We start from the raw sequence: 22,676 nt of genomic DNA on the forward strand, positions 1-22,676 counted from the left end.
CAGGACCGGTTTCCCTTCGCCACTGGCGCCAGAGGCGCTCAATTGTGGCGCTATTGACCCGCTCTGCCGGTGCTTTTCCATGCCATCGCCTTATTCGCGTCGCATTGATTACCGATAACTCGTTCCATACCGAGACGATCCAGTATGGAGACGGCAGGAGCACTCAATGAAAGCCAGAACCCGGTTCATCGCATCGATTGTTGCAACTGCCAAAAGCGAGAAATGCACCTTGCCTTGGCACAGAGGTTCAATCCGAAGCGCATCCATTCGGGCCCGCAGGGCGGCTGTGTGCCTGCGCAGGTCTGCCTGACGCCCGGGCGCATGGGGTCGAACCGATAAGCCTGCGCGATTTTTCCGGCAAACCGGAGCGGTCAGGGCCGTGTTTTGTGGCCGTTTTCTTTCCTTGTAGGGTTTTCTTTAGGAAAGGCTGTTCACTTGCACGAGGGAAGCGCGATCAAAGCGTGTTGCATTTGGTCCATCCGAAAGCTCGGTCCGCCAGAGGTGCATGGGTCGTTGGCTCCTGTGTTTGGGACGCGATGCGAAGTGAGAAAGGCCTGAAGTAGTGAATACGCCACAATCGTTACAACACGCCGCAGCAACGGCTGCTGAAGCCACTGCTCTGCTTCAGGATCCAGCCGCGCTCCGGATGACGACCAGGCCGCAATTGCGCAGGTTTGAAGTCAGCACACTTTTGTCCAACGGCAGTACGGCTGAAACACGTCACATCGCACCGGCCCTGCCGCTTTTCGAAAATGCCTTTTGCGCCTTCACGCGCGGCTCGCTGGTGCAGACCGACGTGGGACCGGTGGCGGTCGAGGATCTTTGGCCCGGCGACAGGATCGCAACGCATGATGGCGGGTATCAGCCTCTTGTGTGGAAAGGATCGACAAGCCTTGTTCCCGCACGGGCGGACTCCAAGGGTCAAAGGCACCCCCTTACCAGTTTCATGGCCGACAGCTTTGGCATGCAGAAACCGATGTCCTGTGTCGTGGCTGGCCCTGCGGCGCGATTGCTCTGCACACCGCCACACATGCGCGCGACGGTTCAGGACGCCAAACTGCTGACCCCGGTCCAGTCGTTTCAGGACGGCATGAACATATTCGAAACCGCACCGCCCACCGCCATTGAACTCTATCATCTGTGCCTGCCGAAACATGCGGTGATCCAGGTGGGAGGCCTGGAATTCGAGAGCTACCATCCCGGATCAACTGCATTGCATCTGGTCAGTTATCCGATCAAGACGCTGTTCCTGAACATGTTCAGCCATGTGGACAGCATTGCGGATTTCGGCCCCTTGGCCTTTGAGCGCGCCGATTTTTAGAATACCAGTCCTGCGTCACCATCTGCGTCCGTGCCGCGTCATGGGTGTCGGCATCCGCCCTGCCCGAGCGCGCGTGCAGTGGCCGTCAGGCTTCCCGTGCGAGACGATCTTCCAGCACATCGAAGGGCACACCCGGTTCATCTTTCGCGCCACGGATGACCAATGACGTCTTCACGCTGGCCACATTGGGCGTGGTCAACAGATCTCCGGTCAGGAAGCTCTGAAAGGTGCTGAGATCAGGAGAGACGCATTTCAGGATGAAATCCACCTCTCCGTTCAGCATGTGGCACTCACGCACCAAGGGCCAGCTGCGACACTTGTCCTCAAAAGCACTGAGCTCTGACTCGGCCTGGCTTTCGAGACCCACCATGGCAAAGACCTGCACCTCAAAGCCCAGCTCGCGGCTGTTGACCTCGGCGTGGTAGCCCCGGATCAACCCGGCTTCTTCCAAGGCGCGCACGCGGCGCAGACAGGGCGGCGCCGAAATGCCGACCCGTTTGGCCAGTTCCACATTGGTCATGCGCCCATCGGCCTGCAGCTCCGACAAAATCTTGCGATCAATCGGATCAAGGCGTGTAGTGACCATTGTGAAGGCTCCCCTCGTTTTTCGTTTCTTATATCAGCGCCAATGTGGCGCGCAATAATATTTCACCCAGGCGAAATATTCTTTGCCCGAAAAGATTTCAAGCTGCCTCAGGTAACTGCAGCGGCATGAACGCCATGCCGGGGGTTTAAGCGTCCCTGCTCTGCCGCTATATCGGTCCTCTGACGGCGGCATGCCCGCGAACCAACGCATCTGGGGATTTGACATGAGCGAAACGCGCCACACCAAGGTATTGATTATCGGATCGGGTCCGGCTGGGTATACGGCCGGAGTTTATGCGTCGCGTGCGATGCTGGAGCCGATCCTCGTGCAGGGCATCGAACCGGGTGGTCAGCTGACCACCACAACCGAGGTCGAAAACTGGCCCGGCGACACCGAGGTCCAGGGCCCCGATCTGATGGTGCGCATGCAGGATCACGCCAAGGCGATGGGCTGCGAGATCATCGGCGACATCATCACCGATCTTGATCTCAGCCAGCGCCCTTTCACTGCCAAGGGCGACAGCGGCACCACCTACACAGCCGATGCCGTGATCCTGGCAACCGGTGCCCGCGCCAAATGGCTGGGCCTGCCCTCGGAAGACAAATTCAAGGGCTTCGGCGTTTCTGCCTGCGCCACCTGCGATGGGTTCTTCTATCGCGGCCAGGAGATCGTCGTGATCGGAGGCGGCAACACGGCTGTCGAAGAGGCGCTGTTCCTGACCAACTTTGCCTCCAAGGTGACGCTGATCCACCGCCGCGATGAGCTACGTGCCGAGAAGATCCTGCAGGACCGCCTGATGAAAAACCCCAAGATCGAACCGCTGTGGTTCCACGAGCTGGACGAGGTTGTCGGCACCGACAGCCCATTGGGCGTCGAAGCCGTGAAGGTCAAGAACGTTCAAACCGGTGAAATCTCAGAAATTCCTTGCAAGGGCGTTTTCGTGGCCATCGGCCATGCACCGGCAACCGAACTGGTCAAGGATGTGCTGGAGCTGCACAATGGCGGCTACGTCAAGGTCAAGCCCGGTTCGACCGAGACCTCTGTTCCCGGTGTCTTTGCCGCGGGCGATCTGACCGATCACAAATACCGTCAAGCGGTGACCTCGGCCGGCATGGGCTGCATGGCCGCACTCGACGCGGAACGCTTCCTGGCCGAACAGGACTAATCCGCCAAGCCCCCTGCCCGCCAGCACAGCGCCCTCTTTGAGAGACCGTGCTGGCGGCCCAGGACACTGCGCGAAGCCGCAGCACCCTGTGTCCGCCCCCCTCCCCCAGACCACAGCCCACAGGCCCAAGGCACGGATTGCCGATCTTGCCGACAGAACTGCGGCCTTCCGCTTGGCAGAGCCCGCGCAGGCGAGGCCTGCCCGCAATCACATGGTTGAGCAGCGATAGTATCCGCCTGCCCGGGCAGGATGGCATGCTATCCTCCCAAGCTGCCGAACCTCAGCCATCCACCTCACGCTGCTTCGCAGTACGACTGTGACAGCACACAAGAGGCGTGATCCGGTCCGATGCGCGCCTCTTCGCCTGTTTGGCTAGGGGGAGCGTCCCTGCTTTGAACACCCCAGCGACACAGTATTCCAATTCTGCGGTTATTGGGAAAACAGTCGGCCTCAATCCACCGACAGGCGCACTAAATGCTTCAAATCGGACCACGCATGTGCGATGCGTTCATCCGTGAACACATTTTGAGTCGCAAATGCCAACCATCGCCCCAAGACCTGGCAACCCGGAGGAGGAAGACCTCCTGTTTCGGATGTTGCGTCAGCTGGAAGCTGCTCCGGACGCGTCCCAGCGTGCGACAGCTCAGGCTTTGGGCGTTTCCCTTGGACGGCTGAATGCCGTTCTGAGGGCGGCAGCAGACAAGGGCCTGGTGAAGATCACAGAGCGCAACGGCCCCGACAAACGTCAGCGCTACGCCTACGAAATCACGACGCGGGGCGCTGCAGAACGAATCCGCCTCAGAGACAACTTCCTGATCCGCAAATTTGCCGAGTATGACGCTCTGCATGCGGAACTCACCGGCACGACCAGCGGCCTCGAACCATTCAAGCACAGGACAAAATTCATGGAAAACAATCTCGCCCCCATTCCCGAGCTATATGTCTCATACGACAGTGCCCAGAAGCTGAAGGTCGAGGCCGCAGAGCTGACCAGCCACGACCTGAGCCCGCGCCAGATCTGCGATCTGGAGCTGCTGATGAATGGTGGCTTCAACCCGCTGAAGGGCTTTCTGAGCGAAGCAGATTATGACAGCGTTGTCGAGAACATGCGCCTCGCGGATGGCACCCTCTGGCCGATGCCGATCACGCTGGATGTATCCGAAGCTTTTGCCGAGACGATTGAACTGGGTCAGGATATTGCCCTGCGCGACCAGGAAGGCGTGATTCTGGCGACCATGACCGTCACCGACAAGTGGGAGCCGAACAAAGCCCGCGAGGCCGAGAAGGTCTTTGGCGCAGATGACGATGCCCACCCTGCCGTGAACTACCTGCACAATACCGCAGGCAAGATCTACCTTGGCGGCCCGGTCACCGGCATCCAGCAGCCTGTCCACTATGATTTCCGGGGCCGCCGTGACACCCCGAACGAGCTGCGCGCCTATTTCCGCAAGATGGGCTGGCGCAAGGTTGTCGCCTTCCAGACCCGCAACCCGCTGCACCGCGCGCATCAGGAACTGACCTTCCGCGCCGCGCGCGAAGCCCAGGCGAACCTTTTGATCCACCCTGTTGTCGGCATGACCAAACCGGGAGATGTGGATCACTTCACCCGCGTGCGCTGCTATGAGGCGGTTCTGGACAAATATCCGGCGGCCACCACCTCGATGAGCCTTTTGAACCTCGCCATGCGTATGGCCGGTCCGCGCGAGGCGGTCTGGCACGGGCTGATCCGCGCAAACCACGGCTGCACCCATTTCATCGTCGGCCGCGATCACGCCGGCCCCGGCAAGAACTCTGCCGGTGAAGATTTCTACGGCCCCTATGACGCGCAGGATCTTTTTCGGGCGCACCAGTCCGAGATCGGCTGCGAAATGGTCGACTTCAAGCACATGGTCTACGTGCAGGAACGCGCCCAGTACGAACCCGCTGACGAGATCGCGGACAAGGACGACGTGACCATCCTCAACATCTCGGGCACAGAGCTGCGCCGCCGTCTCCAGGAAGGGCTGGAGATCCCCGAGTGGTTCTCCTTCCCTGAGGTAGTGGCCGAGCTGCGCAAGACCAAACCGCCGCGCAGCAAGCAGGGCTTTACTGTCTTCTTCACCGGCTTTTCCGGCTCCGGGAAATCCACCATCGCAAACGCCCTGATGGTCAAGCTGATGGAAATGGGCGGTCGCCCTGTGACCCTGCTGGATGGCGATATCGTGCGGAAAAACCTGTCGAGCGAGCTGGGCTTCTCGAAAGAGCACCGTGACCTCAACATCCGCCGTATCGGCTATGTGGCGTCCGAGATCACCAAGAACGGCGGGATCGCCATCTGTGCGCCCATTGCCCCCTATGCCACTACCCGCCGTGCCGTGCGCGAGGATGTCGAACAGTTCGGCGCCTTTGTCGAAGTGCACGTTGCAACCTCCCTCGAGGAATGTGAACGCCGTGACCGCAAGGGGCTCTACAAACTGGCGCGCGAGGGCAAGATCAAGGAGTTCACAGGCATTTCGGACCCCTACGATGTACCGGCAGATCCTGAACTGCGCGTCGAAACCGAAAACGTTGAGGTGGACAACTGCGCCCACCAGGTTCTGCTCAAGCTTGAAAGCATGGGGCTGATCAGCGCCTGATCCACATGCCCCCCCCCTTTTGAAACTGTCGTCGGCCCGCCAACTGGCGGGCCGATTGCGTGGTGCCAGGCGCTTTGGGGAAAACAATTCAACCTTTTGTGATCACGGTTTTCGCCTTAGATACGGTCAAAAGTTTGAACTCTCGGAGGCGCATAATGACTGCCCTTATCAAGGCCCATGTTTTCACCGACACAACAGCGCAGTCATTTTTGAAACAGTCGCCGGGCGGTTTGCCACGTAACAAGAATGTGGCGTTTACATTTGGCACCTCGGTCCCGGAGGATTCCGACGTCCTGATTGCTTTCAACCGGGCCTCCTATTCGATAAAGACACATGTTCCAAGAGAACGCTGCATCTTCATTGCTGCGGAACCGGATGTCATACACCCCTATAGCTGCCGTTTCCTGAATCAGTTCGGGCTGGTTCTGACAACCACCTCGAAGACACTGAAAACGGAGAAACGTCATCGGGCCGTATGCTGGTACTGGTGGGCGGGGTTCGACTTTTCCGGAAAGGGCGAACACCGCGGCTATGACTGGTTCAAAGCACTGCAGCCTCCGGCTGAGAAACAGAACAAGATCGCCATCGTCACCTCGAACAAGGTACACACCGAGTATCACCGCAAACGCATGCGGTTCGTTGAAACGCTGATCCAGGAGATCCCCGAATACATCGACGTCTACGGTCGCGGCTTCAAACCCATCGGCGACAAGGCGGATGCACTCTTGCCCCACAAGTACAACCTGGCCATCGAGAACGGAGAAGGCCCCCACGTCTGGACCGAAAAGCTGACCGACCCCTGGCTATGCTGGTCGTTTCCTTTCTACGCCGGGTGCAGCAATGTTGAGGACTACTTCCCCGAAGGCAGCTTCGAATTGCTGAACCTTGATGATCCTGTGGCCGAGGCGCACCGCATGGTGCAGGAGATTCAGAACGGGCGCTGGGAGGCGGCACAATCGGCGATCGCCGAGGCCCGCGAAACCGTTCTTGAAAAAGAGAACATCATGGTCCTGATGGCAGATCTTGCCAATGAGGTGGCAAAACGGTCAGCTCAGCACACTTCAAGACGCCCCCGGTATATCTGGTCAGAGCGCTCGCTGTGGCCGGAAAAAGGCTGCCGCGGAAGCGTGCAGGAGTGGGCGCTGAGGCGCGCAATACTCTTGCTGGCGCCCGAGGCCGAACTCAAGACGCAGGGCCTGCGGGAATGGTATGAAGTCAAAAAATCCAAGCGCCGCGCGCGCAAACTGGCGAAAACGGAAGAGCGGCCTTAGCCGCAGCCAGACACCATCGTCCCATGCGGCAGCACTTCAAAGGCTGTCGCGCAGCGCCTCTGCCGCGCGCCCGAAAAGATCGCCAAAATGTGCGGCAACCGGCTTTTGAGCGCGCAAGGACGGCAGGCGTCGCTCATAGTCCTCGGCGCTGGCTGCGCTGATCGCGGCCTCCAAATCAGCGCGGTCAGAGCAGATCATCATGCCGTCTGTGTCAAAGAAATCCTCAATGTTCGGGCACCCCCAGTAGATGGGCACCGTCTCGCAGAGGATCGCATCAATCAGTTTCTCGGTAAAACAGTTGGTTTCCCGCACGTTTTCGATGACAACGGAATACCTAAAAGGCGCCAGCCCTTCAGATTTGGCCTCGAACGGCTGATACCCTTTGCCCATAATTTGCGCCGATGGCCGGTGCTGCTGCAGGTAATCTACAACCTGGTGCCGTAACTTGTGCCCGGGATGGTCCCGCTTGGCCGAAGCGATCAAGGACAGATCCGCCGTCTTGTTGATGATCAGGTCCTTCCATTCTGGCACCCAGGTTGTTCCGAAAGGAAGGAAAACCCCATTTGGCAAACGATCCAAAAGGTCGGGATCATAGGTGAAAACCCGAAAGAAGCGCCGGTGGGTCAGCCGCAGCAGGCGGTGGTGGTTGAGCGACATGATCCTCGGCTCCATCACCATCAGCGACAGCCGCGCCCGAAACGGAAACCTTGGCTGAAAATGCATGGCGGTCTTGGCGAAGGCGATCAGGTGATCCTCTGGCCCGAGGTCCCCCACGACACCGCCCTTCAGCCGGTCAGGGCAGCCAAGAGGCCAGTGTAGCTGGCCCAGAGGGCGCTCCGTCAGCGCACGGTCCAGCTTGCTGCCATGGGGCAGAATTGCGATCGCAGGTTCGCTCATGACGACAGGCCTTTTGAAAACATCGTGTAATGCGTCGAAATCACCAGGCCGGTCAAGCCTCGCCCGGCAGATCCACCTTTCCACGCATGAGGATATAACCCTGACCGGCCACCCGCACGCCTGTCGGCGCTTCGGCAGGCCCAATACGGGTGACCTGCGCCTGACCGGGACGGCCCATGCCATGGCCCTGCTCGGCGACGAAGCTTTCCTTGCGCATCAGGCCATGTTTCCACAGATAAGCCGCCATCGCGCCGGTTGCGGAGCCGGTAAAGGGATCCTCCGGCGGGCTGGGGGGTGCCATCAACAGGCGGGAATAGGTATCGCCCGCAGCGCTGGCCCCCTCCAGCGTGACAAGAAAAGGCTCCATCATGTCGATACCGTCAGAACCCAATGCCGATGTCAGACGCGCAAGTGCCCCAACATCCAGCCTGGCCGCCTTGAGAGCCGCGTGATCCTTCAGAACCGTGATACAGAAAGGCAGACCCGTCGAAACCTTCTGCGGTCGCCCGACAATGGCGTCAGCAGGCAAGGACACCGCTGCGGCGACCAGTTCTGGATCCGGCATGGGACCAAACTCCGGCGCAACCTGGGTCATCTCGATCATGTCGCCATCAATCGTCACCGGCACGATGCCCGCGCCGGTTTCAAGGGTCACGGACGACCCCTCGATCAATCCCCTGTCCTTGAGCGCGGCAACAGTTGCAATGGTGGGATGACCGGCAAAGGGGATCTCCCGGCTGGCCAGAAAATAACGCACCCGGACGTCCGCCACTTCTGACGCGCCCGTGAAGGTGCATTCGACCAGGGAGGTCTCGCGCACGAAGGCCGTGCAGATCTCATCGGGCAAAACGGCGCCGCCGTGAACAACTGCGCACCCGTTGCCGCCAAACGGGCGATCCGAAAAGGCGTCCACCCAGTCAAATTCGAAGGATGTCATAGTGTGTTCCCGTTCGCTCATGTGCCCGCTGGCGAGGGTACCGGCAATCACGAGACGCTTCCAGCGGGAACCGGCCAGCCGACAGATTCTCCGCTGTCTTTCGCAAATTCCTGCCCCCGGCACCGAGGCCGGGAGCGCTGGAGTTAGTGAACCGCCACGGGTGAAAAATCGTTCTGCCGCGCCAGGACAAAGGCGAGACGCCGGTCTGCGACCAGGGCCAGCTGTTCTCCTTCGGCGTCATGGACCGCATAGAGCTGTTTACGCCCGTGCGCGCCGGCCTGAAGCTCGGCAGGAAGATCGGCCACATCCACGGCCTTGACGTAAACGATGCGCTTGCCTGCGTCGTTGAAATCAAACGGTGTGTGCATGTCTGTTACCCCTTACGAATGTTGATGGTCTGAACAACGGTTTGCGGGCGGGCACGGGTCAGGTCCACGTGCAGCAGGCCATTCTCCATCAGCGCCTCGCCCACTTCGACCCCATCGGCGAGGACAAACATGCGCTGAAACTGGCGCGCGGCGATACCACGGTGCAAGAACACACGACCATCCGCATCGTCACGCTGACGGCCGCGGATCACCAATTGGCGGTCTTCAACGGTGATCGAAAGATCCTCTTCGGCAAAACCGGCCACCGCCAGGGTAATGCGATAGGAGTGATCCGAGGTCTGTTCGATATTATAGGGGGGATAGCCTTCGTTGCCGGACTTCGCCGAGCGTTCCAGAAGGCGTTCAAGCTGCTCGAACCCCAACATATGCGGGTATGAGCCCAAGGTAAGTTTCGACACGTGTTTCGTCCTTTGTTCGAAAGCGACGGATAGTCTTGCGGCCCCGGTCCGGGCACCGCCCTTACAGAATATGGTAACTTCTCTTGAATTCTCAAGAGTGTGCATGGCTAGGACTAGCCCAAAAGACGTTAACGAAGTATCCTGCAGTTCGCATCTTTCATCAGCTGTTGAGTCGCCAATGAACGCCCCCACCGATATCTCGATGAAGACCGACGACGTGTTGCGGGTCGAACTTGAGGTGTTTCGCAGGCAGCACCGGGATCTGGACGAGGCCATCACCGCCCTGCAAGAGCGCGGCACCTCGGATCAATTGACGATCCAGCGTTTGAAAAAACAGAAGCTGGTCCTGAAAGACAAGATCGCCCTGATCGAAGACCGGCTGACCCCTGACATCATCGCCTGATCTGTCCCGGCTTACAGACCGACGCCGCCCGCACCGAAGCCATGGAAAGAGCAGCTCCCGCGCCTTTTGCAGGTCGGCAGCTGCACTGCCGCAGGCAAAAGCCTTGGGCTCGGCAGCGCGCCGGGGCGCGCTGTGGTTTCGCAATCCGGCGCACATCAGCCAGTTTGCAGCCGTTTGAATGGCTTCCCGTCGGTTTCCGACCGCATTGCTGCATTGCACCGCAGGCGTCTTCGACTATAGTGCGCGCTCCTACCACCCGAGCAGGCACGCGCAGGGCCTGCGGCATGACAGGACCGGATCACATGCCAGACACCACCCTTGACATCAAAGTGGGCATCATCATGGGCAGCCAGTCGGACTGGCCCACGCTGAAAGAAGCCGCCAATATTCTGGATGAGTTGGGCGTGCCCTACGAGGCAAAGATCGTCTCGGCGCACCGGACACCAGACCGGCTTTGGGCCTACGGCAAAACGGCAGCCGAGCGTGGATTGCAGGTGATCATCGCCGGTGCCGGCGGCGCGGCACATCTGCCCGGCATGGTCGCCTCCAAGACGCGGGTTCCCGTGGTCGGCGTGCCGGTTCAGACACGCGCTCTTTCCGGAGTGGATTCGCTCTACTCCATCGTGCAGATGCCAAAAGGCTTTCCCGTTGCCACCATGGCCATCGGCGCGGCCGGCGCGGCCAATGCCGGGCTGATGGCCGCAGGGATCCTGGCCCTTCAGGACCCGGCCCTTGCCCAGCGGCTGGATGAGTGGCGCGCGGCGCTTTCGGCCTCGATCCCCGAGGAGCCAGTCGATGAGTGATCCATTGCAGCCCGGGGCAACCATCGGAATTCTGGGCGGTGGCCAGCTTGGCCGCATGCTCTCGGTCGCGGCCTCCCGCCTTGGATTCAGGACGCACATATTTGAACCTGGCGCCAACCCACCCGCTGGCGATGTAGCGCATCAGGTGACAACCGCAGCCTACGAGGATGAGGCCGCGCTCGCAGCCTTTGCCGCATCCGTCGATGTGATCACCTATGAGTTTGAAAACATCCCCACGGCGGCACTGGACATTCTCGAACGACATCGCCCGATCCGGCCCGGACGTGAAGCTCTGCGTGTCTCGCAGGACCGCCTTACCGAAAAGTCATTCCTGAAGGATCTTGGCCTGCAGACGGCGCCCTTTGCCGACATAACCTCCGAGGGCGACCTTGAGACTGCCCTCAACGGGATCGGGGCTCCGGCCATCCTGAAAACCCGCCGCTTTGGCTATGATGGCAAGGGACAGGCCCGGATCAAGACGCTCGAGGACGCCGCGCCTGCGCTGGCCTCGCTGGCAGGTGCTGCAGCCATCCTGGAGGGATTTGTAGACTTCAGCCACGAGGTCTCGGTCATTGCCGCCCGCAGCCCCAGTGGCGAAGTGGCCTGCTTTGACCCCGGCGAAAACGTGCACCGCGATGGCATCCTGCACACGACCACCGTGCCCGCACGCCTCAGCCAAAGCCAGCGCATGGATGCCGTTCTGATCGCGGCAAAGATCCTGAATGCGCTCGATTATGTGGGCGTCATGGGCGTGGAGCTGTTCGTCACAACAAGCGGCCTTGTGGTCAACGAGATCGCGCCGCGCGTGCACAACTCGGGCCACTGGACACAGAACGGCTGCGCCGTGGACCAGTTCGAGCAGCACATCCGCGCCGTCGTTGGCTGGCCTCTTGGAGATGGGCAGCGCCACAGCGACGTGGTGATGGAGAACCTGATTGGCGCCGACGTCGAGCGTATTCCAGAGCTTGCGCGCGAGCGGGACTGCGCGATCCATCTATACGGCAAGGCCGAGGGCAAGCCGGGGCGCAAGATGGGACATATCAACCGGATCATCCGAACCAAGTAACCGCTGCCGTCTGCAACTGACCGGCGAAATCCGCCCCAAGCGGGTTTCGCGCGCAGCAAAGAGGGCCCGCTTGCCGGGCAGGATGCGCTGCGCCCCCCCCTGCCGCGGACCGCCTATCCCACGAACCGCGCGGCCACCTCCCCGCTCATGTAGCTCATGCGCCCGCCGGACAGGGTTGCCGCGACACGTCCGCTCTCCTTTTCGAGGATCACGACGTCGGCGCGTTTCCCGACAGCCAGCTCTCCACGGTCGGCAAGTCCCAGAACACTCGCAGGACCCCTGGACACCAGCGCCCAGGCCTGCGCCATATCCAGAAGCCCTGTGCGCGCCAGCATCAGGGCTGCACGGCGCGGGCTTGGATAGTGGTAGTCGGACGCCAGTGCATCGCACAGGCCCATGGCAATCAGCTCGATCGCTGAAACATTACCCTTGTGAGAGCCGCCCCGCACCACGTTGGGTGAACCAAGGATGATGTGATCGCCCCCCGCCCGCGCAGCCTCGGCGGCCTCAAGGGTCTCGGGAAACTCGCTGATCTTGACGCCCCGCCCCCGCCAGGTGGCGCGCACATCAGCGCTATGATCGTCGTGGCTGCCCATGCGCACGCCCATGGCGCCCAGTTCGGCACAGATGGCGTCAAGGGCGTCGGGCACCTTGACGCTGTGGGCATGCATGTCTTTGAGCATCTGCCAGTGCACTTCGGGGTTGCGTCCTGCCTTCAGAGCCTGCCCCACAAGGCGCGCAGGCTTTTTTCCTGCGGCCAGCCGCTCATGCGGCAGATGGTCATTGAAGACAATATAGGTCACCCCTGACGCCGCCAGCCGCGCGGGCAGTGCGGCATAGTCCTCCAGCATATGGGTTTCAAACCGCAGCTGTGGCAGGATATCCGTCACCAGCCTTCCCCCGACGGATGTGATCGCGGCAAACACCTGATCGGCATAGTCCGGACTGCGCAAGCCGCCTTCCCAGCTATGAAACTGCGCCAGAACCGCCGTCGTGATGCCATTGGCCGCCAGTTCCGCCTCGGCGGCGATGACCCCTTCATCCATCTGCTTCATGGCACCGCGACGTGGCGCAAGATGGCGCTCAAAGCCATCCCCATGGGGGTCAATGATACCGGGAAGAACCAGATACCCGGACAGATCCACCGGGCGCCCTGTCCGTGCCGGGGCGATGGCCCCCTCCGCAATGCACAGCTCGCCATTCTCAACCACGCCATCCGGCAACAGCACATCGCCGCCCTGCAGGGTCAAATCAAGGGTCGTCACGCTCTGGGTCCTTTGCTGGTGCGCCACTACAGGCGCCGTCATCGCATAGCCCCTCGGGCAAGCCAAGCACCGCATCCAGAAAGGTCATGTCCGGATCGAACCGTTCGTGGCGCAGAAAATGCAGCGCCTGGGCAATCACCAGCGGGTTGTTCATCATGAACGTATGGGTGACCGGCAGCACGATATGATCCGCCATCCCTTCGATGCGGGTGCTGGCGACCGACACCTTGCCGTCATCGGGGCCAGGGATCAGATTGGAAAACACCGGGTTGAGCGAGACCTCTCCGGCGATGACCCCCAAGGGAAAATCAACCGGCGGCAACTGGTTCGGGATACTGCCAGGTCCCGTGCCCAGCTGCAGACCGGCAGGACCGTTGAGCAGGCCGAACACCTCCCAGTCGCCAAGCTCATCGACCAGTTCGCTGCCATGATTGGGCGGGCCAAGCATGACCACTCGGCCAAGGGTGTCCGGACGATGCTCCCTCAGCCAATACCGCACAAGGATGCCGCCCATGGAATGGGTGACCAGATGAACGCGTTGCGCGCCGCAGTCCTCAAATGCCTTGGGCAGCACCGCATCCGCAAGAGAGCCAATGGGCTCATCCGTCGAAGGGTAGCCCGGACGCACCACATCAAGGCCGCGGCCCGTCAGAACGTCTTCCATTATGGAAAACGAGGATTCACTGCGCGCCAGCCCATGAAGCAGGATGACGCAGTCGGCAAATACCGCCGTGGGAAAAAGACCGAGGACGGCGACTGGCAGAAATGAGAGCAATCGTTTCATGGTACCCAGATAGAGTCCGGACTTTCCTTCGAAAACCCTTTTCACTGCTTTGGCGCCGACCAGATCACCAGAGCGATGCCGCCAAGAACCGCAACTGTCCCCAGCATCAGGCGCACTCCAACCGGCTCTGCCAGAATCAGGGCACCGCCGATGATGGCGATGACCGGCACGCTCAGCTGGATCGTGGCCGCCGTCGCAGGCTGAAGCTGAGGCAGAACGCGGTACCAGAGCGCATATCCAAGGCCGGAGGTGACGGCACCGGACAAGACGGCAAGGATGACACCTGTCCCACTGACGTGCAAATCCGAAAGCGTCAGCAGAACAAAGGGGAGCATCATGACCGTCGCCGCAAGAAAGTTCATCGCGCTGGCGCGCACGGGATCGCGGGTGCCTCGGCCCAACAGAGTGTAGGCCGCCCAGCCAAGCCCGCTCAGTGCCATCAGCAACGAAGCTCCGAGGGGAACCTGTACCGGACCACTGGGCCAGACCACATATGCCAGCCCCAAAAAGGCGAGGCTTGCTCCAAGGATTTGCCCCGCCCCGACCCGGTTGCCCCTGAGCGCCCCCCAGCCAAACATGGAGATTTGCACGACGCCAAAGAGAACCAGCGCCCCAAGCCCCGCATCAAGCCCCTGATAGGCCAGGCAAAACCCGATCATGTAAAGAGTGAGAGCAGCCCCGCCGCCAAGAGCGTCGGCCCATCTTACCGGCGGCACGGGTGAATTGCTTGCCGACACGGGCCTGGTTTGCCACCAGCACAGGGTCAGCAACATGGCCGCCCCGGAGGCGAGGCGCAAAAGACCAAAGCCCATCGCATCCATGTGACCACCGCCGATCGCCAGGCGACCCAGGACGGAATTGGCTGCGAAGGCGATCAGAACGATCAGAACCAGTCCGACGAATTGCAAATCCGGCTTCTCCTATTCAAGCCGGTCGTTCCAGCCCATCAGTTCAGGATGCGCAAGGCCGTATCACCGTATCCACAGGTGTAGCAACAGTCATTGCAGCCTTGTGAATTGTCGAGACCAACGCCCCAGTACCTGTTGCTGTTGCCGCGCACCCAGGCGCCATAACATATGGTTTCGCCGGTTTCACAGCTCAGGTTGTATTCGTGAACGTCATAGTCATCAAGGATATAGACCTCACCGTCCCCGGGCCACGCCCGGCTGTAATCCTGACTGTAGAATTCCAGGCTCACGATATGCGGATATTCGCTGCGGATGGTCCATCGTAGATTGTCAGCGCCAGCAGGCCCAACGGCCGCGAATAACGTCGCCGCCACAACCAGACTTACAAAACGTTTCATCCCTTCTCCCCGCTGCGGTTGATAGATGCAGCCAGACTAGGGGGGTGCCCATAAAAAAACCAAGAACGAATCAGTGTCGTGCCTAATAGAGTTTGAAAACATCCTCCCGCCAACGCATTGCGGTACTGGGACCGCGGGAGGGTCCTACGGCTTCGTTGCCCTGTTTCGTCGGATCCTGCAGCCGTCCAACAAAAAGGGGCCGCCCGAAGGCGACCCCAAAATCATCCGGCTGGATGGCGTGGCTTACATCATGCCGCCCATGCCGCCCATGCCGCCCATGTCGGGCATGCCGCCGCCGGCCGCGCCTTCCTTGGCGGGCTTGTCGGCAACCATGGCTTCGGTGGTGATCAGCAGGCCAGCAACCGAGGCCGCATCTTCCAGAGCGGTGCGGGTCACTTTCGCCGGGTCGATCACACCGAATTTGAACATGTCACCATATTCGTCGGTCTGAGCGTTGTAGCCAAAGTTCTTGTCTGTGGATTCGCGGACCTTGCCGGCAACCACGGCACCGTCAACACCGGCGTTCTCGGCGATCTGGCGCAGCGGCGCTTCGATGGCGCGGCGCACGATGGCGATACCTGCGTTCTGGTCTGCGTTGGCACCGGTGACACCTTCCAGAGCCTTACCGGCCTGAACCAGTGCAACACCACCGCCGACGATTACGCCTTCCTGCACAGCTGCGCGGGTTGCGTTCAGAGCATCGTCCACACGGTCTTTGCGCTCTTTCACTTCGACTTCGGTCATGCCGCCAACGCGGATCACGGCAACACCGCCTGCCAGTTTGGCAACGCGTTCCTGCAGCTTCTCACGGTCGTAATCCGAGGTGGTCTCTTCGATCTGGGTACGGATCTGGGCAACGCGTGCTTCGATCTCGGCCTTCTCGCCTGCACCGTCAACGATGGTGGTCTCGTCTTTGGTGATCTCGATTTTCTTGGCGGTGCCCAGCATGTCCATGGTCACGGACTCGAGCTTCATGCCCAGATCTTCGGAGATGACCTGACCGCCGGTCAGGATCGCGATGTCCTGCAGCATGGCCTTGCGGCGATCGCCGAAGCCCGGCGCCTTGACGGCTGCGATTTTCAGACCGCCGCGCAGTTTGTTGACAACCAGGGTCGCCAGCGCTTCGCCTTCCACATCTTCGGCGATGATCAGCAGCGGCTTCTGCGACTGGATCACCTGCTCGAGCAGCGGAACCATCGGCTGCAGGGAGGAGAGTTTCTTCTCGTGCAGCAGGATCATGCAGTCGTCGAGGTCTGCAATCATCTTGTCCGGGTTGGTGACGAAGTAGGGCGACAGGTAGCCACGGTCGAACTGCATGCCTTCGACCACGTCGGTCTCGGTTTCCATGCCTTTGTTTTCTTCGACGGTGATCACACCTTCGTTGCCGACTTTCTGCATCGCGTCTGCGATCTGCTGGCCGATTTCGGCTTCGCCGTTGGCAGAGATGGTGCCGACCTGAGCGACTTCAGCAGAATCGTTCACCGGGCGCGCCATTTCCTTGATCGCTTCGACGACCTTGGTGGTTGCCATGTCGATGCCGCGCTTCAGGTCCATCGGGTTCAGACCGGCAGCAACCTGCTTGAGGCCTTCCTTGACGATGGCTTGGGCCAGAACGGTCGCGGTGGTGGTGCCGTCACCGGCTTCGTCGTTGGTGCGGGAAGCGACTTCCTTCACCATCTGGGCACCCATGTTCTCGAACTTGTCTTCCAGTTCGATTTCCTTGGCAACCGAAACACCGTCCTTGGTGATGCGCGGTGCGCCAAAGGATTTGTCGAGCACCACGTTGCGGCCTTTTGGGCCGAGGGTGACTTTGACGGCATCGGCGAGGATGTTCACGCCGCGCAGCATCTTGTTGCGGGCATCGGTGTCGAATTTGACGTCCTTAGCAGCCATTTTCGTTTCTCCTTGAGAAAATCTGTGTTTGTCAGCGATGAAATGGGATCAGAGAAGCCGGAGGGCTTACTCGATGATGCCCATGATGTCGCTTTCCTTCATCATCAGCAGCTCTTCGCCGTCGACGGTGACTTCGGTGCCGGACCATTTGCCGAACAGGATCTTGTCACCGGCCTTAACGGCCATTGCGATCAGCTCACCGCTGTCCTTGCGGGCGCCCTCGCCGGTGGCGACAACAACGCCTTCCGAGGGCTTTTCCTTGGCGCTATCGGGGATGATCAGCCCGCCAGCGGTTTTTTCCTCGCTCTCGGTGCGGCGTACCAGCACGCGGTCATGAAGCGGTTTCAATGCCATCTTTGCAGCTCCTTAATAGGCTCAAAGGTTGTTTTCTAGTCAGCCCCCGCTCCCCGCGGGGGCGTTATCACTCACATCGGGTGAGTGCTAACGGCTCGGAAGCTAGGAACGGCACCGCACCTTGTCAACACGCATCTCGACAGAAAATCAAAAAAGGAAGAACGCCCGGAAGGCTGGGCACCAGTAGATGGAGCTGCCCCCGGGCGCGACCTGCCTGCCTCCGAAAACCGTGCCGCACACAGGACCTGACACCTGATGATGTGTGATGTTTCCAGCTCTGAGCGTTCATCGGGCATAGGCCGGGGAGAGGCATTGTGTCCAGCATAGCGCGAGTCATCAATTGCTTAGCGTTAGCGTGTGACCGAACAGCCCTCTACAGCATAACGCGCCCCCGGCAGGCCCAACGGGTGGACACACGAACGTTCCGGATGTGCAACACGACCGCTTTGCCCAGTGGAGATACTTGCAATTTGAATAAAATTCTTCTCAATTGACGGTGCCCCTTTTCCAAATACATTCGAGCATCGCCCAATGAAAAGTCTTCTTCTTTCCGCCGTTTTCGCGGTCGCCGCGGGTTCCGCAAGTGCTGTAACTCTGAATTTTGGACCGGTGTACGGAGTTGGCAATGGTCACAACCAGCTGTTCAACATCGCCACCCCGACGACAATCGCCGGCGATGCGACGCTCACCTTTTCGGTTCTTGACGACCTGAACGCAACTAACGAGTTCGTTGATGTGTCGATTGAGGGCTTGAGCCTAGGACGTGTGTTCGACAACGACCCCTCGAACGATGCCTTCGACTTTGCCAACGACCAGGGAACGCAATCGGGACTGTCCACTGCCATCCTGCACACGGGCAGCGCGACCATTTCCAATGCTGATTTCACGCCGCTGATTGCCGATGGGTTCCTGAACCTGCTGTTCGATTTCAGCGGTTTTGTAAACAAGACCGGCCCACGCACGCTTTACGGGTCGATCTCTTTCGCCACAGTCGCGCCCGTTCCGCTGCCTGCCTCTCTGGGCCTGCTTGGATTTGGCATTGCAGGAGTGGGGGCCCTGCGCGCGCGCCGCAAATCTAAGACCAAAGCCGTGCAGCGTCGGGCTGATGGCTCGCGATGCCGGGAACCAAACCGCTGAAATGGCGCCCTTTTTCTTCTCAAGTCGATCAATCAATATGTCGGATTGCTCAGCCCCCGATGTTTTTTTTCAAAGCATCTGCGGCTTCGGGCCTGAAACCCAGATGTTCAGTGCGACCGGGGCCCGTATGTGATCCGGCAAACCGGACCCTACGGTTAACTCTGGATTAAACATTCCTTGCTTTTGCGCCGAATTCGTCACAAATTATTGGCGTTCCAACGTGATTTTAGAGTGAGTAGTCATTATGAAAAGTTTCCTCCTTTCTACTGTGCTTGCAATGGCTGCCGGTTCAGCTAGTGCTGCGACCCTGAACTTTGGTCCGGTGGCCGGCGTCGGCACTGGTCACAATCAAGCGTTCAGTCTCGCCACACCCACAACGATTCTCGGCGATGCGATCCTGACTTTCTCGGTCCGCGACGACCTGAACTCATCTGGTGAGTACATTGACGTGTCGATTGAGGGTTTCAGCCTTGGACGCGTGTTCGACAACAACAGCGCCAACGATGCCTTCGACTTTGCAAGCGACCAGGGAACACAATACTCTTCCCTGCATACTGGCAGCGCGACTATCGCCAATGCTGATTTCGCGCCGCTAATTGCTGATGGGTTCCTGAACCTGTTGTTCGATTTCAGTGGCAGCGTGCATGAATTTGGATCGCGGACCCTTTATGGCTCGGTCTCGTTCAACTCGATCGCACCTGTTCCGCTGCCGGCCTCCTTGGGCCTGCTTGGATTTGGCATCGCTGGAATGGGGGCCATGCGCGCGCGCCGCAAATCAAAGACCAAAGCCGCTGCAGCCTGAGGCCGCCTGTTGAGCGAAGCAACAAGCCACGGTCTGAAGCCCCAAGGAAAAGGCGCCTGTCGGCGCCTTTTTTGTTTCGGTGAAATGCATGCCCGCTCGCGCCAATCCCGGAGCTCAGTCAACCATGATGACGGGGTTTCCTGTGCGTATCGCACAAACACCATTTGGTCCGGTCTGGCCGCACGGAAATTTGCCGGATCATTCGAAGTGAACCTGCCCCCGTCAACCAAAGATAAACCCGCTTCCGGACATCATCCATTCATCAACTCAGGTTCGACGTGGCTGCCTGTCTGGAAATCTTAACCGCAAGCTGCAACGGAACATCAGAACACATTCAAAGGCCAACCGATTCCCCAATGCCACACACCCGACGCGTGCCCACTGACTTCCGGCGAAAGGCCGATACGGGAACCTGCCGCCTTCATTGGGTGGACATGGCTCGTGGGCTGGCAATCATTCTGGTCGTTCTGGCCCACTGCTGGCGCGGGCTCGCGAATGCCAACCTCCTAGGGCTGGAGCAAGGCTGGCTCGGGTATCTGGACAGGTTCATCTACCTGTTCCACATGAACGCCTTTTTCATTCTCGCCGGGTCGTTCCTGCTTCAGCAAGCTCAGCGCGGTACCGCAGGGCGCTACCTTGGCCATCTAAGCCTGCGGTTGCTCTATCCCCTGGCGCTTTGGACCTATCTGTTCATCGCGCTTCGCGTGCTCGCGGGCGCCTCCGCAAACGCTCCGGCAGACCCCGCAGCCCTGCTGGTCCTCCCTCTGCCACCTGTCGACCACCTTTGGTTTCTCTGGGCAATGTTCCTTGGCATGGTGTTTTGGGGCGGCCTGGTGCGGGCTCTGCCTGCGCTTGGCCAGCGTCCTGTGGTCTGGCTCATCCTGGCCCTTGCGGCAAGCCTGGTCTGGGACATGCTGGAAATCCCGCCCACCCTCGTTGACTGGATCGCCGAGACCTTCCGGCATCTTCCGTTTCTCGCTCTGGGCGTGGCCCTTGGATTTTCCGGAAACTGGATGGAAGGAAAGATCTGGTTGCCGCCCAGACCCTATCTCTGGGCGCCAGTGGCATTCATCGCCCTCGGCAGTCTCGCGCAATACGCCGAGCCCAAGTCCTTTGGGCTGAACGTGCAATCCGCTCTGGTGACCCTCCTGTTCCTGGCTCTGGCCCAACCCATTGCCCGCCTCGGAAGCAAAGGGCGACTGAACGGCACCATCCGCCTCATTGGTCAGCATTCCATGGCCGTTTTCCTGGCCCATACGATTTTCAGCGCCGCGACCCGCATCGCGCTGATTAAGATCGGTATCAGCGATCCTTCCCTGCATCTCATTCTGGGCACTGCGATAGGCCTTGCAGGTCCTCTGGCGCTGGCACTTTGGGCGCAACGGCTCGGAGTCACACGTTTGCTGGGCTTCTGACCGACACAGGATTGGTCGACCTGTCCGCACCATCATTGCTGATTGCCCAGATCACCGACTCATCGCGCCCCTTGTCGCTCAGGGCATAGACCCCCAAAGAGACCTTCTCGAACCAGCCATAGTGATTGTCGCGCATCAGGGTGGTGGCCCGCGCAACCCCTGTGACCCGCGCAACGTCTGCCCCCTTGCAGGGGCCATGAGCAGCCAAATGCACGGCGCAGGCCAGCGCATCCTGCCGGTAAGCGGTGACAATCCCCTGGCGCGTGGTCCCGCCGGTATTCGGATCGCCCCGCAAGCGGTCGAACTCCCGCAGCAGGCGCTGTTTGCGGACCTTGGACTTGCGCGGCGTATATGGGCCGGGATCGCATTGAACTTCAGCGCGCCCGTCCGGCAGAACGGTGATCAGACCAAGGCCCAGACGGCGGCAAAGCGAAAGGTTATCCTTCAGCATCCGCCGCGCCTGTTTCCCCTTGGGCTTGGGAACGGCAATATAAACCAGATCCGTGATCGCCTGACGGGTGACAGCCTGATGAAACAACGACAGGGAAAACCGCAGCTTCAGCTCCACGATGACAGGATCCTCATCGCCGCGCCGCGCCACCACATCGGCGGCACCGACCTCTCCCTTCACCTCGTAGCCTTGGCGTTCCAAGAGGGCCTTGATCGGAGGATATAGCTGATCTTCGCGGTTCATGGCGGCGACCATGGCCCGGCTTTTCGGGGTCGTCAACAAAACAAGAGGGGGCAAATGCCCCTGCCGACCAAGCGGAGGCCAATCGACACGGAGGGCCAAGCGCCGCAGCGCAGCGGTGATGGGGTGACAAACGCCCCCGCCCTGCTATAAGGCGCGCAAATTCTCCCGTTTCTACAGGATTGCATCATGACCACGCTCGTTTTCGGCCACAAATCCCCCGACACCGATTCCACCGGCTCTCCCATTGTCTGGGCCTGGTACCTGAATGAGATCAAAGGCATCGACGCCGCGCCCAAACTGCTGGGCGAGCCGAACACCGAAGCGGCCTTCATGCTGCAACGCTGGGGCCTTGAGAAGCCGGAGATCATCGCCGATGTGGCAGATGACCAGCCCGTCGTGATCGTGGACACCAACAACCCGGCCGAACTGCCTGCCAACATCAACGGCGCCGACGTTCAGGCGATCATCGACCACCACAAACTGGTGGGCGGCCTCGAAACCAAAGGTCCGATCGACATCACCATCCGACCGCTGGCCTGCACCGCCACCATCATGCACGACCTGATCGGGGACGACATGGCGAAGATGCCCGAAGCCGTCAAAGGCGCCGCGCTGACCTGTATCCTGTCGGACACCCTGGAGTTCCGCTCGCCCACCACCACCGACCACGACCGCGCCGTGGCCGAGAAGCTGGCAGCCGACCTCGGCATCAACATCGCCGAATACGCCGCCGAGATGTTCGCCGCGAAATCCGATGTCTCCTCCTTCTCGGATGCGGAACTGATCCGCATGGATTCGAAAGAATATGAAGTCGACGGCACCAAGTTCCGCGTCTCGGTTCTGGAAACCACCGCGCCCGGCGTCGTACTGGACCGCAAGGCCTCGCTGATGGACAGCATGACCACCGTCGCCAGCGAAGACGGCGTTGATCAGGTGCTGCTCTTCGTGGTGGATATCCTGAACGAGGAAGCCACCCTGCTGGTGCCCAACGATCTGGTCAAAACCGTCGCCAAGAAAAGCTTTGATGCCGATGCCGCAGGCGACACCGTTGTTCTGCCCGGCGTGATGAGCCGCAAAAAGCAGATCATTCCGAACCTCAAGGTCTGATCGCACGACCAACGGACAAAACAAAAGGCGCCCTTGAGGGCGCCTTTTTCATACTCGGCAGAGGATCA

Annotated in this window: 23 protein-coding genes; 11 read left to right on the plus strand and 12 right to left on the minus strand. The window is 60.2% G+C overall.

Going from position 1 to position 22,676, the window contains the following annotated elements; translation table 11 throughout:
- Positions 1-562: 562 nt before the first annotated feature.
- Positions 563-1,321, plus strand: a complete 759-nt coding sequence (locus AADA15_RS10825; RefSeq protein WP_341641572.1) for a Hint domain-containing protein — start codon at positions 563-565, stop codon at positions 1,319-1,321.
- Positions 1,322-1,406: 85 nt separating this feature from the next.
- Here the strand turns inward: AADA15_RS10825 and AADA15_RS10830 are convergent, their stop codons facing one another.
- Positions 1,407-1,907, minus strand: a complete 501-nt coding sequence (locus tag AADA15_RS10830; protein ID WP_341641573.1) for an Lrp/AsnC family transcriptional regulator — start codon at positions 1,905-1,907, stop codon at positions 1,407-1,409.
- A gap of 223 nt (positions 1,908-2,130) precedes the next feature.
- Between AADA15_RS10830 and trxB the strand changes: the two genes are divergently transcribed.
- From trxB to AADA15_RS10845, 3 genes are all read left to right on the plus strand, one after another.
- Complete coding sequence (gene trxB / locus AADA15_RS10835; RefSeq protein WP_341641574.1) at positions 2,131-3,072, plus strand: thioredoxin-disulfide reductase; 942 nt, start codon at positions 2,131-2,133, stop codon at positions 3,070-3,072.
- Between the two features lie 536 nt (positions 3,073-3,608).
- Positions 3,609-5,687, plus strand: coding sequence for a bifunctional sulfate adenylyltransferase/adenylylsulfate kinase (locus AADA15_RS10840; RefSeq protein WP_341641575.1), 2,079 nt, complete (start codon positions 3,609-3,611; stop codon positions 5,685-5,687).
- A 155-nt stretch (positions 5,688-5,842) separates the two neighbouring features.
- A complete protein-coding gene (locus tag AADA15_RS10845) occupies positions 5,843-6,958 on the plus strand; it encodes a glycosyltransferase family 10 domain-containing protein (protein ID WP_341641576.1) in 1,116 nt (371 codons plus the stop codon).
- 36 nt (positions 6,959-6,994) lie between these two features.
- Here the strand turns inward: AADA15_RS10845 and AADA15_RS10850 are convergent, their stop codons facing one another.
- The 4 genes from AADA15_RS10850 to AADA15_RS10865 form a co-directional block, all read right to left on the minus strand.
- On the minus strand, positions 6,995-7,855 hold the full coding sequence (locus AADA15_RS10850) for a hypothetical protein (RefSeq protein ID WP_341641577.1): 861 nt from the start codon (positions 7,853-7,855) through the stop codon (positions 6,995-6,997).
- Positions 7,856-7,907: 52 nt separating this feature from the next.
- The gene (locus tag AADA15_RS10855; protein ID WP_341641578.1) at positions 7,908-8,792 is read right to left on the minus strand and encodes a PhzF family phenazine biosynthesis protein; all 885 of its coding nucleotides are present in this window, start codon (positions 8,790-8,792) and stop codon (positions 7,908-7,910) included.
- A gap of 143 nt (positions 8,793-8,935) precedes the next feature.
- Positions 8,936-9,160, minus strand: a complete 225-nt coding sequence (locus AADA15_RS10860; protein ID WP_341641579.1) for a DUF1150 family protein — start codon at positions 9,158-9,160, stop codon at positions 8,936-8,938.
- A gap of 5 nt (positions 9,161-9,165) precedes the next feature.
- Positions 9,166-9,579: an Hsp20 family protein gene (locus AADA15_RS10865; protein ID WP_341641580.1), complete on the minus strand. Its 414-nt coding sequence runs from the start codon at positions 9,577-9,579 to the stop codon at positions 9,166-9,168.
- Between the two features lie 178 nt (positions 9,580-9,757).
- Here AADA15_RS10865 and AADA15_RS10870 point away from each other — a divergent pair, with 178 nt between their 5' ends.
- The 3 genes from AADA15_RS10870 to AADA15_RS10880 all read left to right on the plus strand — a co-directional run bounded on the left by AADA15_RS10870 (position 9,758) and on the right by AADA15_RS10880 (position 11,851).
- The gene (locus tag AADA15_RS10870) at positions 9,758-9,982 is read left to right on the plus strand and encodes a YdcH family protein (protein ID WP_341641581.1); all 225 of its coding nucleotides are present in this window, start codon (positions 9,758-9,760) and stop codon (positions 9,980-9,982) included.
- 302 nt (positions 9,983-10,284) lie between these two features.
- Positions 10,285-10,785: a 5-(carboxyamino)imidazole ribonucleotide mutase gene (purE, locus tag AADA15_RS10875; RefSeq protein ID WP_341641582.1), complete on the plus strand. Its 501-nt coding sequence runs from the start codon at positions 10,285-10,287 to the stop codon at positions 10,783-10,785.
- On the plus strand, positions 10,778-11,851 hold the full coding sequence (locus AADA15_RS10880) for a 5-(carboxyamino)imidazole ribonucleotide synthase (protein WP_341641583.1): 1,074 nt from the start codon (positions 10,778-10,780) through the stop codon (positions 11,849-11,851). The genes purE and AADA15_RS10880 overlap by 8 nt, the downstream gene beginning before the upstream one ends.
- Positions 11,852-11,964: 113 nt before the next feature.
- Here the strand turns inward: AADA15_RS10880 and AADA15_RS10885 are convergent, their stop codons facing one another.
- The 6 genes from AADA15_RS10885 to AADA15_RS10910 all read right to left on the minus strand — a co-directional run bounded on the left by AADA15_RS10885 (position 11,965) and on the right by AADA15_RS10910 (position 17,453).
- The gene (locus AADA15_RS10885; RefSeq protein WP_341641584.1) at positions 11,965-13,116 is read right to left on the minus strand and encodes an alpha-D-ribose 1-methylphosphonate 5-triphosphate diphosphatase; all 1,152 of its coding nucleotides are present in this window, start codon (positions 13,114-13,116) and stop codon (positions 11,965-11,967) included.
- Complete coding sequence (locus tag AADA15_RS10890) at positions 13,103-13,900, minus strand: alpha/beta fold hydrolase (RefSeq protein WP_341641585.1); 798 nt, start codon at positions 13,898-13,900, stop codon at positions 13,103-13,105. The genes AADA15_RS10885 and AADA15_RS10890 overlap by 14 nt, the downstream gene beginning before the upstream one ends.
- A 41-nt stretch (positions 13,901-13,941) precedes the next feature.
- Positions 13,942-14,808, minus strand: coding sequence for a DMT family transporter (locus tag AADA15_RS10895; RefSeq protein ID WP_341641586.1), 867 nt, complete (start codon positions 14,806-14,808; stop codon positions 13,942-13,944).
- A 38-nt stretch (positions 14,809-14,846) separates the two neighbouring features.
- Positions 14,847-15,206, minus strand: coding sequence for a hypothetical protein (locus AADA15_RS10900; protein WP_341641587.1), 360 nt, complete (start codon positions 15,204-15,206; stop codon positions 14,847-14,849).
- Between the two features lie 243 nt (positions 15,207-15,449).
- Positions 15,450-17,099, minus strand: a complete 1,650-nt coding sequence (gene groL / locus AADA15_RS10905) for a chaperonin GroEL (RefSeq protein ID WP_341641588.1) — start codon at positions 17,097-17,099, stop codon at positions 15,450-15,452.
- Positions 17,100-17,165: 66 nt separating this feature from the next.
- Positions 17,166-17,453 (minus strand): co-chaperone GroES, encoded by a 288-nt coding sequence (locus AADA15_RS10910; protein WP_192963993.1) that lies wholly within the window; start codon positions 17,451-17,453, stop codon positions 17,166-17,168.
- A 531-nt stretch (positions 17,454-17,984) separates the two neighbouring features.
- Between AADA15_RS10910 and AADA15_RS10915 the strand changes: the two genes are divergently transcribed.
- From AADA15_RS10915 to AADA15_RS10925, 3 genes are all read left to right on the plus strand, one after another.
- The gene (locus AADA15_RS10915; RefSeq protein ID WP_341641589.1) at positions 17,985-18,590 is read left to right on the plus strand and encodes a PEP-CTERM sorting domain-containing protein; all 606 of its coding nucleotides are present in this window, start codon (positions 17,985-17,987) and stop codon (positions 18,588-18,590) included.
- Between the two features lie 244 nt (positions 18,591-18,834).
- Complete coding sequence (locus AADA15_RS10920; RefSeq protein ID WP_341641590.1) at positions 18,835-19,392, plus strand: VPLPA-CTERM sorting domain-containing protein; 558 nt, start codon at positions 18,835-18,837, stop codon at positions 19,390-19,392.
- A gap of 434 nt (positions 19,393-19,826) precedes the next feature.
- Positions 19,827-20,807 carry an acyltransferase family protein gene (locus AADA15_RS10925; RefSeq protein ID WP_341641591.1) on the plus strand — a complete coding sequence of 327 codons (981 nt, stop codon included), beginning with the start codon at positions 19,827-19,829 and terminating at the stop codon, positions 20,805-20,807.
- Here the strand turns inward: AADA15_RS10925 and AADA15_RS10930 are convergent.
- The gene (locus tag AADA15_RS10930; protein ID WP_341641592.1) at positions 20,785-21,501 is read right to left on the minus strand and encodes a DUF2161 domain-containing phosphodiesterase; all 717 of its coding nucleotides are present in this window, start codon (positions 21,499-21,501) and stop codon (positions 20,785-20,787) included. The genes AADA15_RS10925 and AADA15_RS10930 overlap by 23 nt on opposite strands.
- 186 nt (positions 21,502-21,687) lie before the next feature.
- Here AADA15_RS10930 and AADA15_RS10935 point away from each other — a divergent pair, with 186 nt between their 5' ends.
- The gene (locus tag AADA15_RS10935) at positions 21,688-22,608 is read left to right on the plus strand and encodes a manganese-dependent inorganic pyrophosphatase (RefSeq protein ID WP_341641593.1); all 921 of its coding nucleotides are present in this window, start codon (positions 21,688-21,690) and stop codon (positions 22,606-22,608) included.
- The last annotated feature ends 68 nt before the right edge of the window (positions 22,609-22,676 follow it).

Origin of the sequence: Phycobacter sedimenti (genome assembly GCF_038148855.1) — a bacterium.
In the GTDB taxonomy this organism is placed as follows: Bacteria; Pseudomonadota; Alphaproteobacteria; order Rhodobacterales; family Rhodobacteraceae; genus Phycobacter; species Phycobacter sedimenti.

Excerpts from the sequence above, each read along its gene's own strand:
- purE (WP_341641582.1), top strand. The coding sequence starts at position 10,285 with ATGCCAGACACCACCCTTGACATCAAAGTGGGCATCATCATGGGCAGC.
- AADA15_RS10855 (WP_341641578.1), bottom strand. The coding sequence starts at position 8,792 with ATGACATCCTTCGAATTTGACTGGGTGGACGCCTTTTCGGATCGCCCG.
- AADA15_RS10920 (WP_341641590.1), top strand. The coding sequence starts at position 18,835 with ATGAAAAGTTTCCTCCTTTCTACTGTGCTTGCAATGGCTGCCGGTTCA.
- AADA15_RS10925 (WP_341641591.1), top strand. The coding sequence starts at position 19,827 with ATGGCTCGTGGGCTGGCAATCATTCTGGTCGTTCTGGCCCACTGCTGG.
- groL (WP_341641588.1), bottom strand. The coding sequence starts at position 17,099 with ATGGCTGCTAAGGACGTCAAATTCGACACCGATGCCCGCAACAAGATG.
- AADA15_RS10890 (WP_341641585.1), bottom strand. The coding sequence starts at position 13,900 with ATGAAACGATTGCTCTCATTTCTGCCAGTCGCCGTCCTCGGTCTTTTT.
- AADA15_RS10880 (WP_341641583.1), top strand. The coding sequence starts at position 10,778 with ATGAGTGATCCATTGCAGCCCGGGGCAACCATCGGAATTCTGGGCGGT.
- AADA15_RS10840 (WP_341641575.1), top strand. The coding sequence starts at position 3,609 with ATGCCAACCATCGCCCCAAGACCTGGCAACCCGGAGGAGGAAGACCTC.
- AADA15_RS10900 (WP_341641587.1), bottom strand. The coding sequence starts at position 15,206 with ATGAAACGTTTTGTAAGTCTGGTTGTGGCGGCGACGTTATTCGCGGCC.
- AADA15_RS10870 (WP_341641581.1), top strand. The coding sequence starts at position 9,758 with ATGAACGCCCCCACCGATATCTCGATGAAGACCGACGACGTGTTGCGG.
- AADA15_RS10910 (WP_192963993.1), bottom strand. The coding sequence starts at position 17,453 with ATGGCATTGAAACCGCTTCATGACCGCGTGCTGGTACGCCGCACCGAG.
- AADA15_RS10935 (WP_341641593.1), top strand. The coding sequence starts at position 21,688 with ATGACCACGCTCGTTTTCGGCCACAAATCCCCCGACACCGATTCCACC.
- AADA15_RS10930 (WP_341641592.1), bottom strand. The coding sequence starts at position 21,501 with ATGAACCGCGAAGATCAGCTATATCCTCCGATCAAGGCCCTCTTGGAA.
- AADA15_RS10830 (WP_341641573.1), bottom strand. The coding sequence starts at position 1,907 with ATGGTCACTACACGCCTTGATCCGATTGATCGCAAGATTTTGTCGGAG.
- AADA15_RS10915 (WP_341641589.1), top strand. The coding sequence starts at position 17,985 with ATGAAAAGTCTTCTTCTTTCCGCCGTTTTCGCGGTCGCCGCGGGTTCC.
- AADA15_RS10850 (WP_341641577.1), bottom strand. The coding sequence starts at position 7,855 with ATGAGCGAACCTGCGATCGCAATTCTGCCCCATGGCAGCAAGCTGGAC.
- AADA15_RS10860 (WP_341641579.1), bottom strand. The coding sequence starts at position 9,160 with ATGCACACACCGTTTGATTTCAACGACGCAGGCAAGCGCATCGTTTAC.
- AADA15_RS10845 (WP_341641576.1), top strand. The coding sequence starts at position 5,843 with ATGACTGCCCTTATCAAGGCCCATGTTTTCACCGACACAACAGCGCAG.
- trxB (WP_341641574.1), top strand. The coding sequence starts at position 2,131 with ATGAGCGAAACGCGCCACACCAAGGTATTGATTATCGGATCGGGTCCG.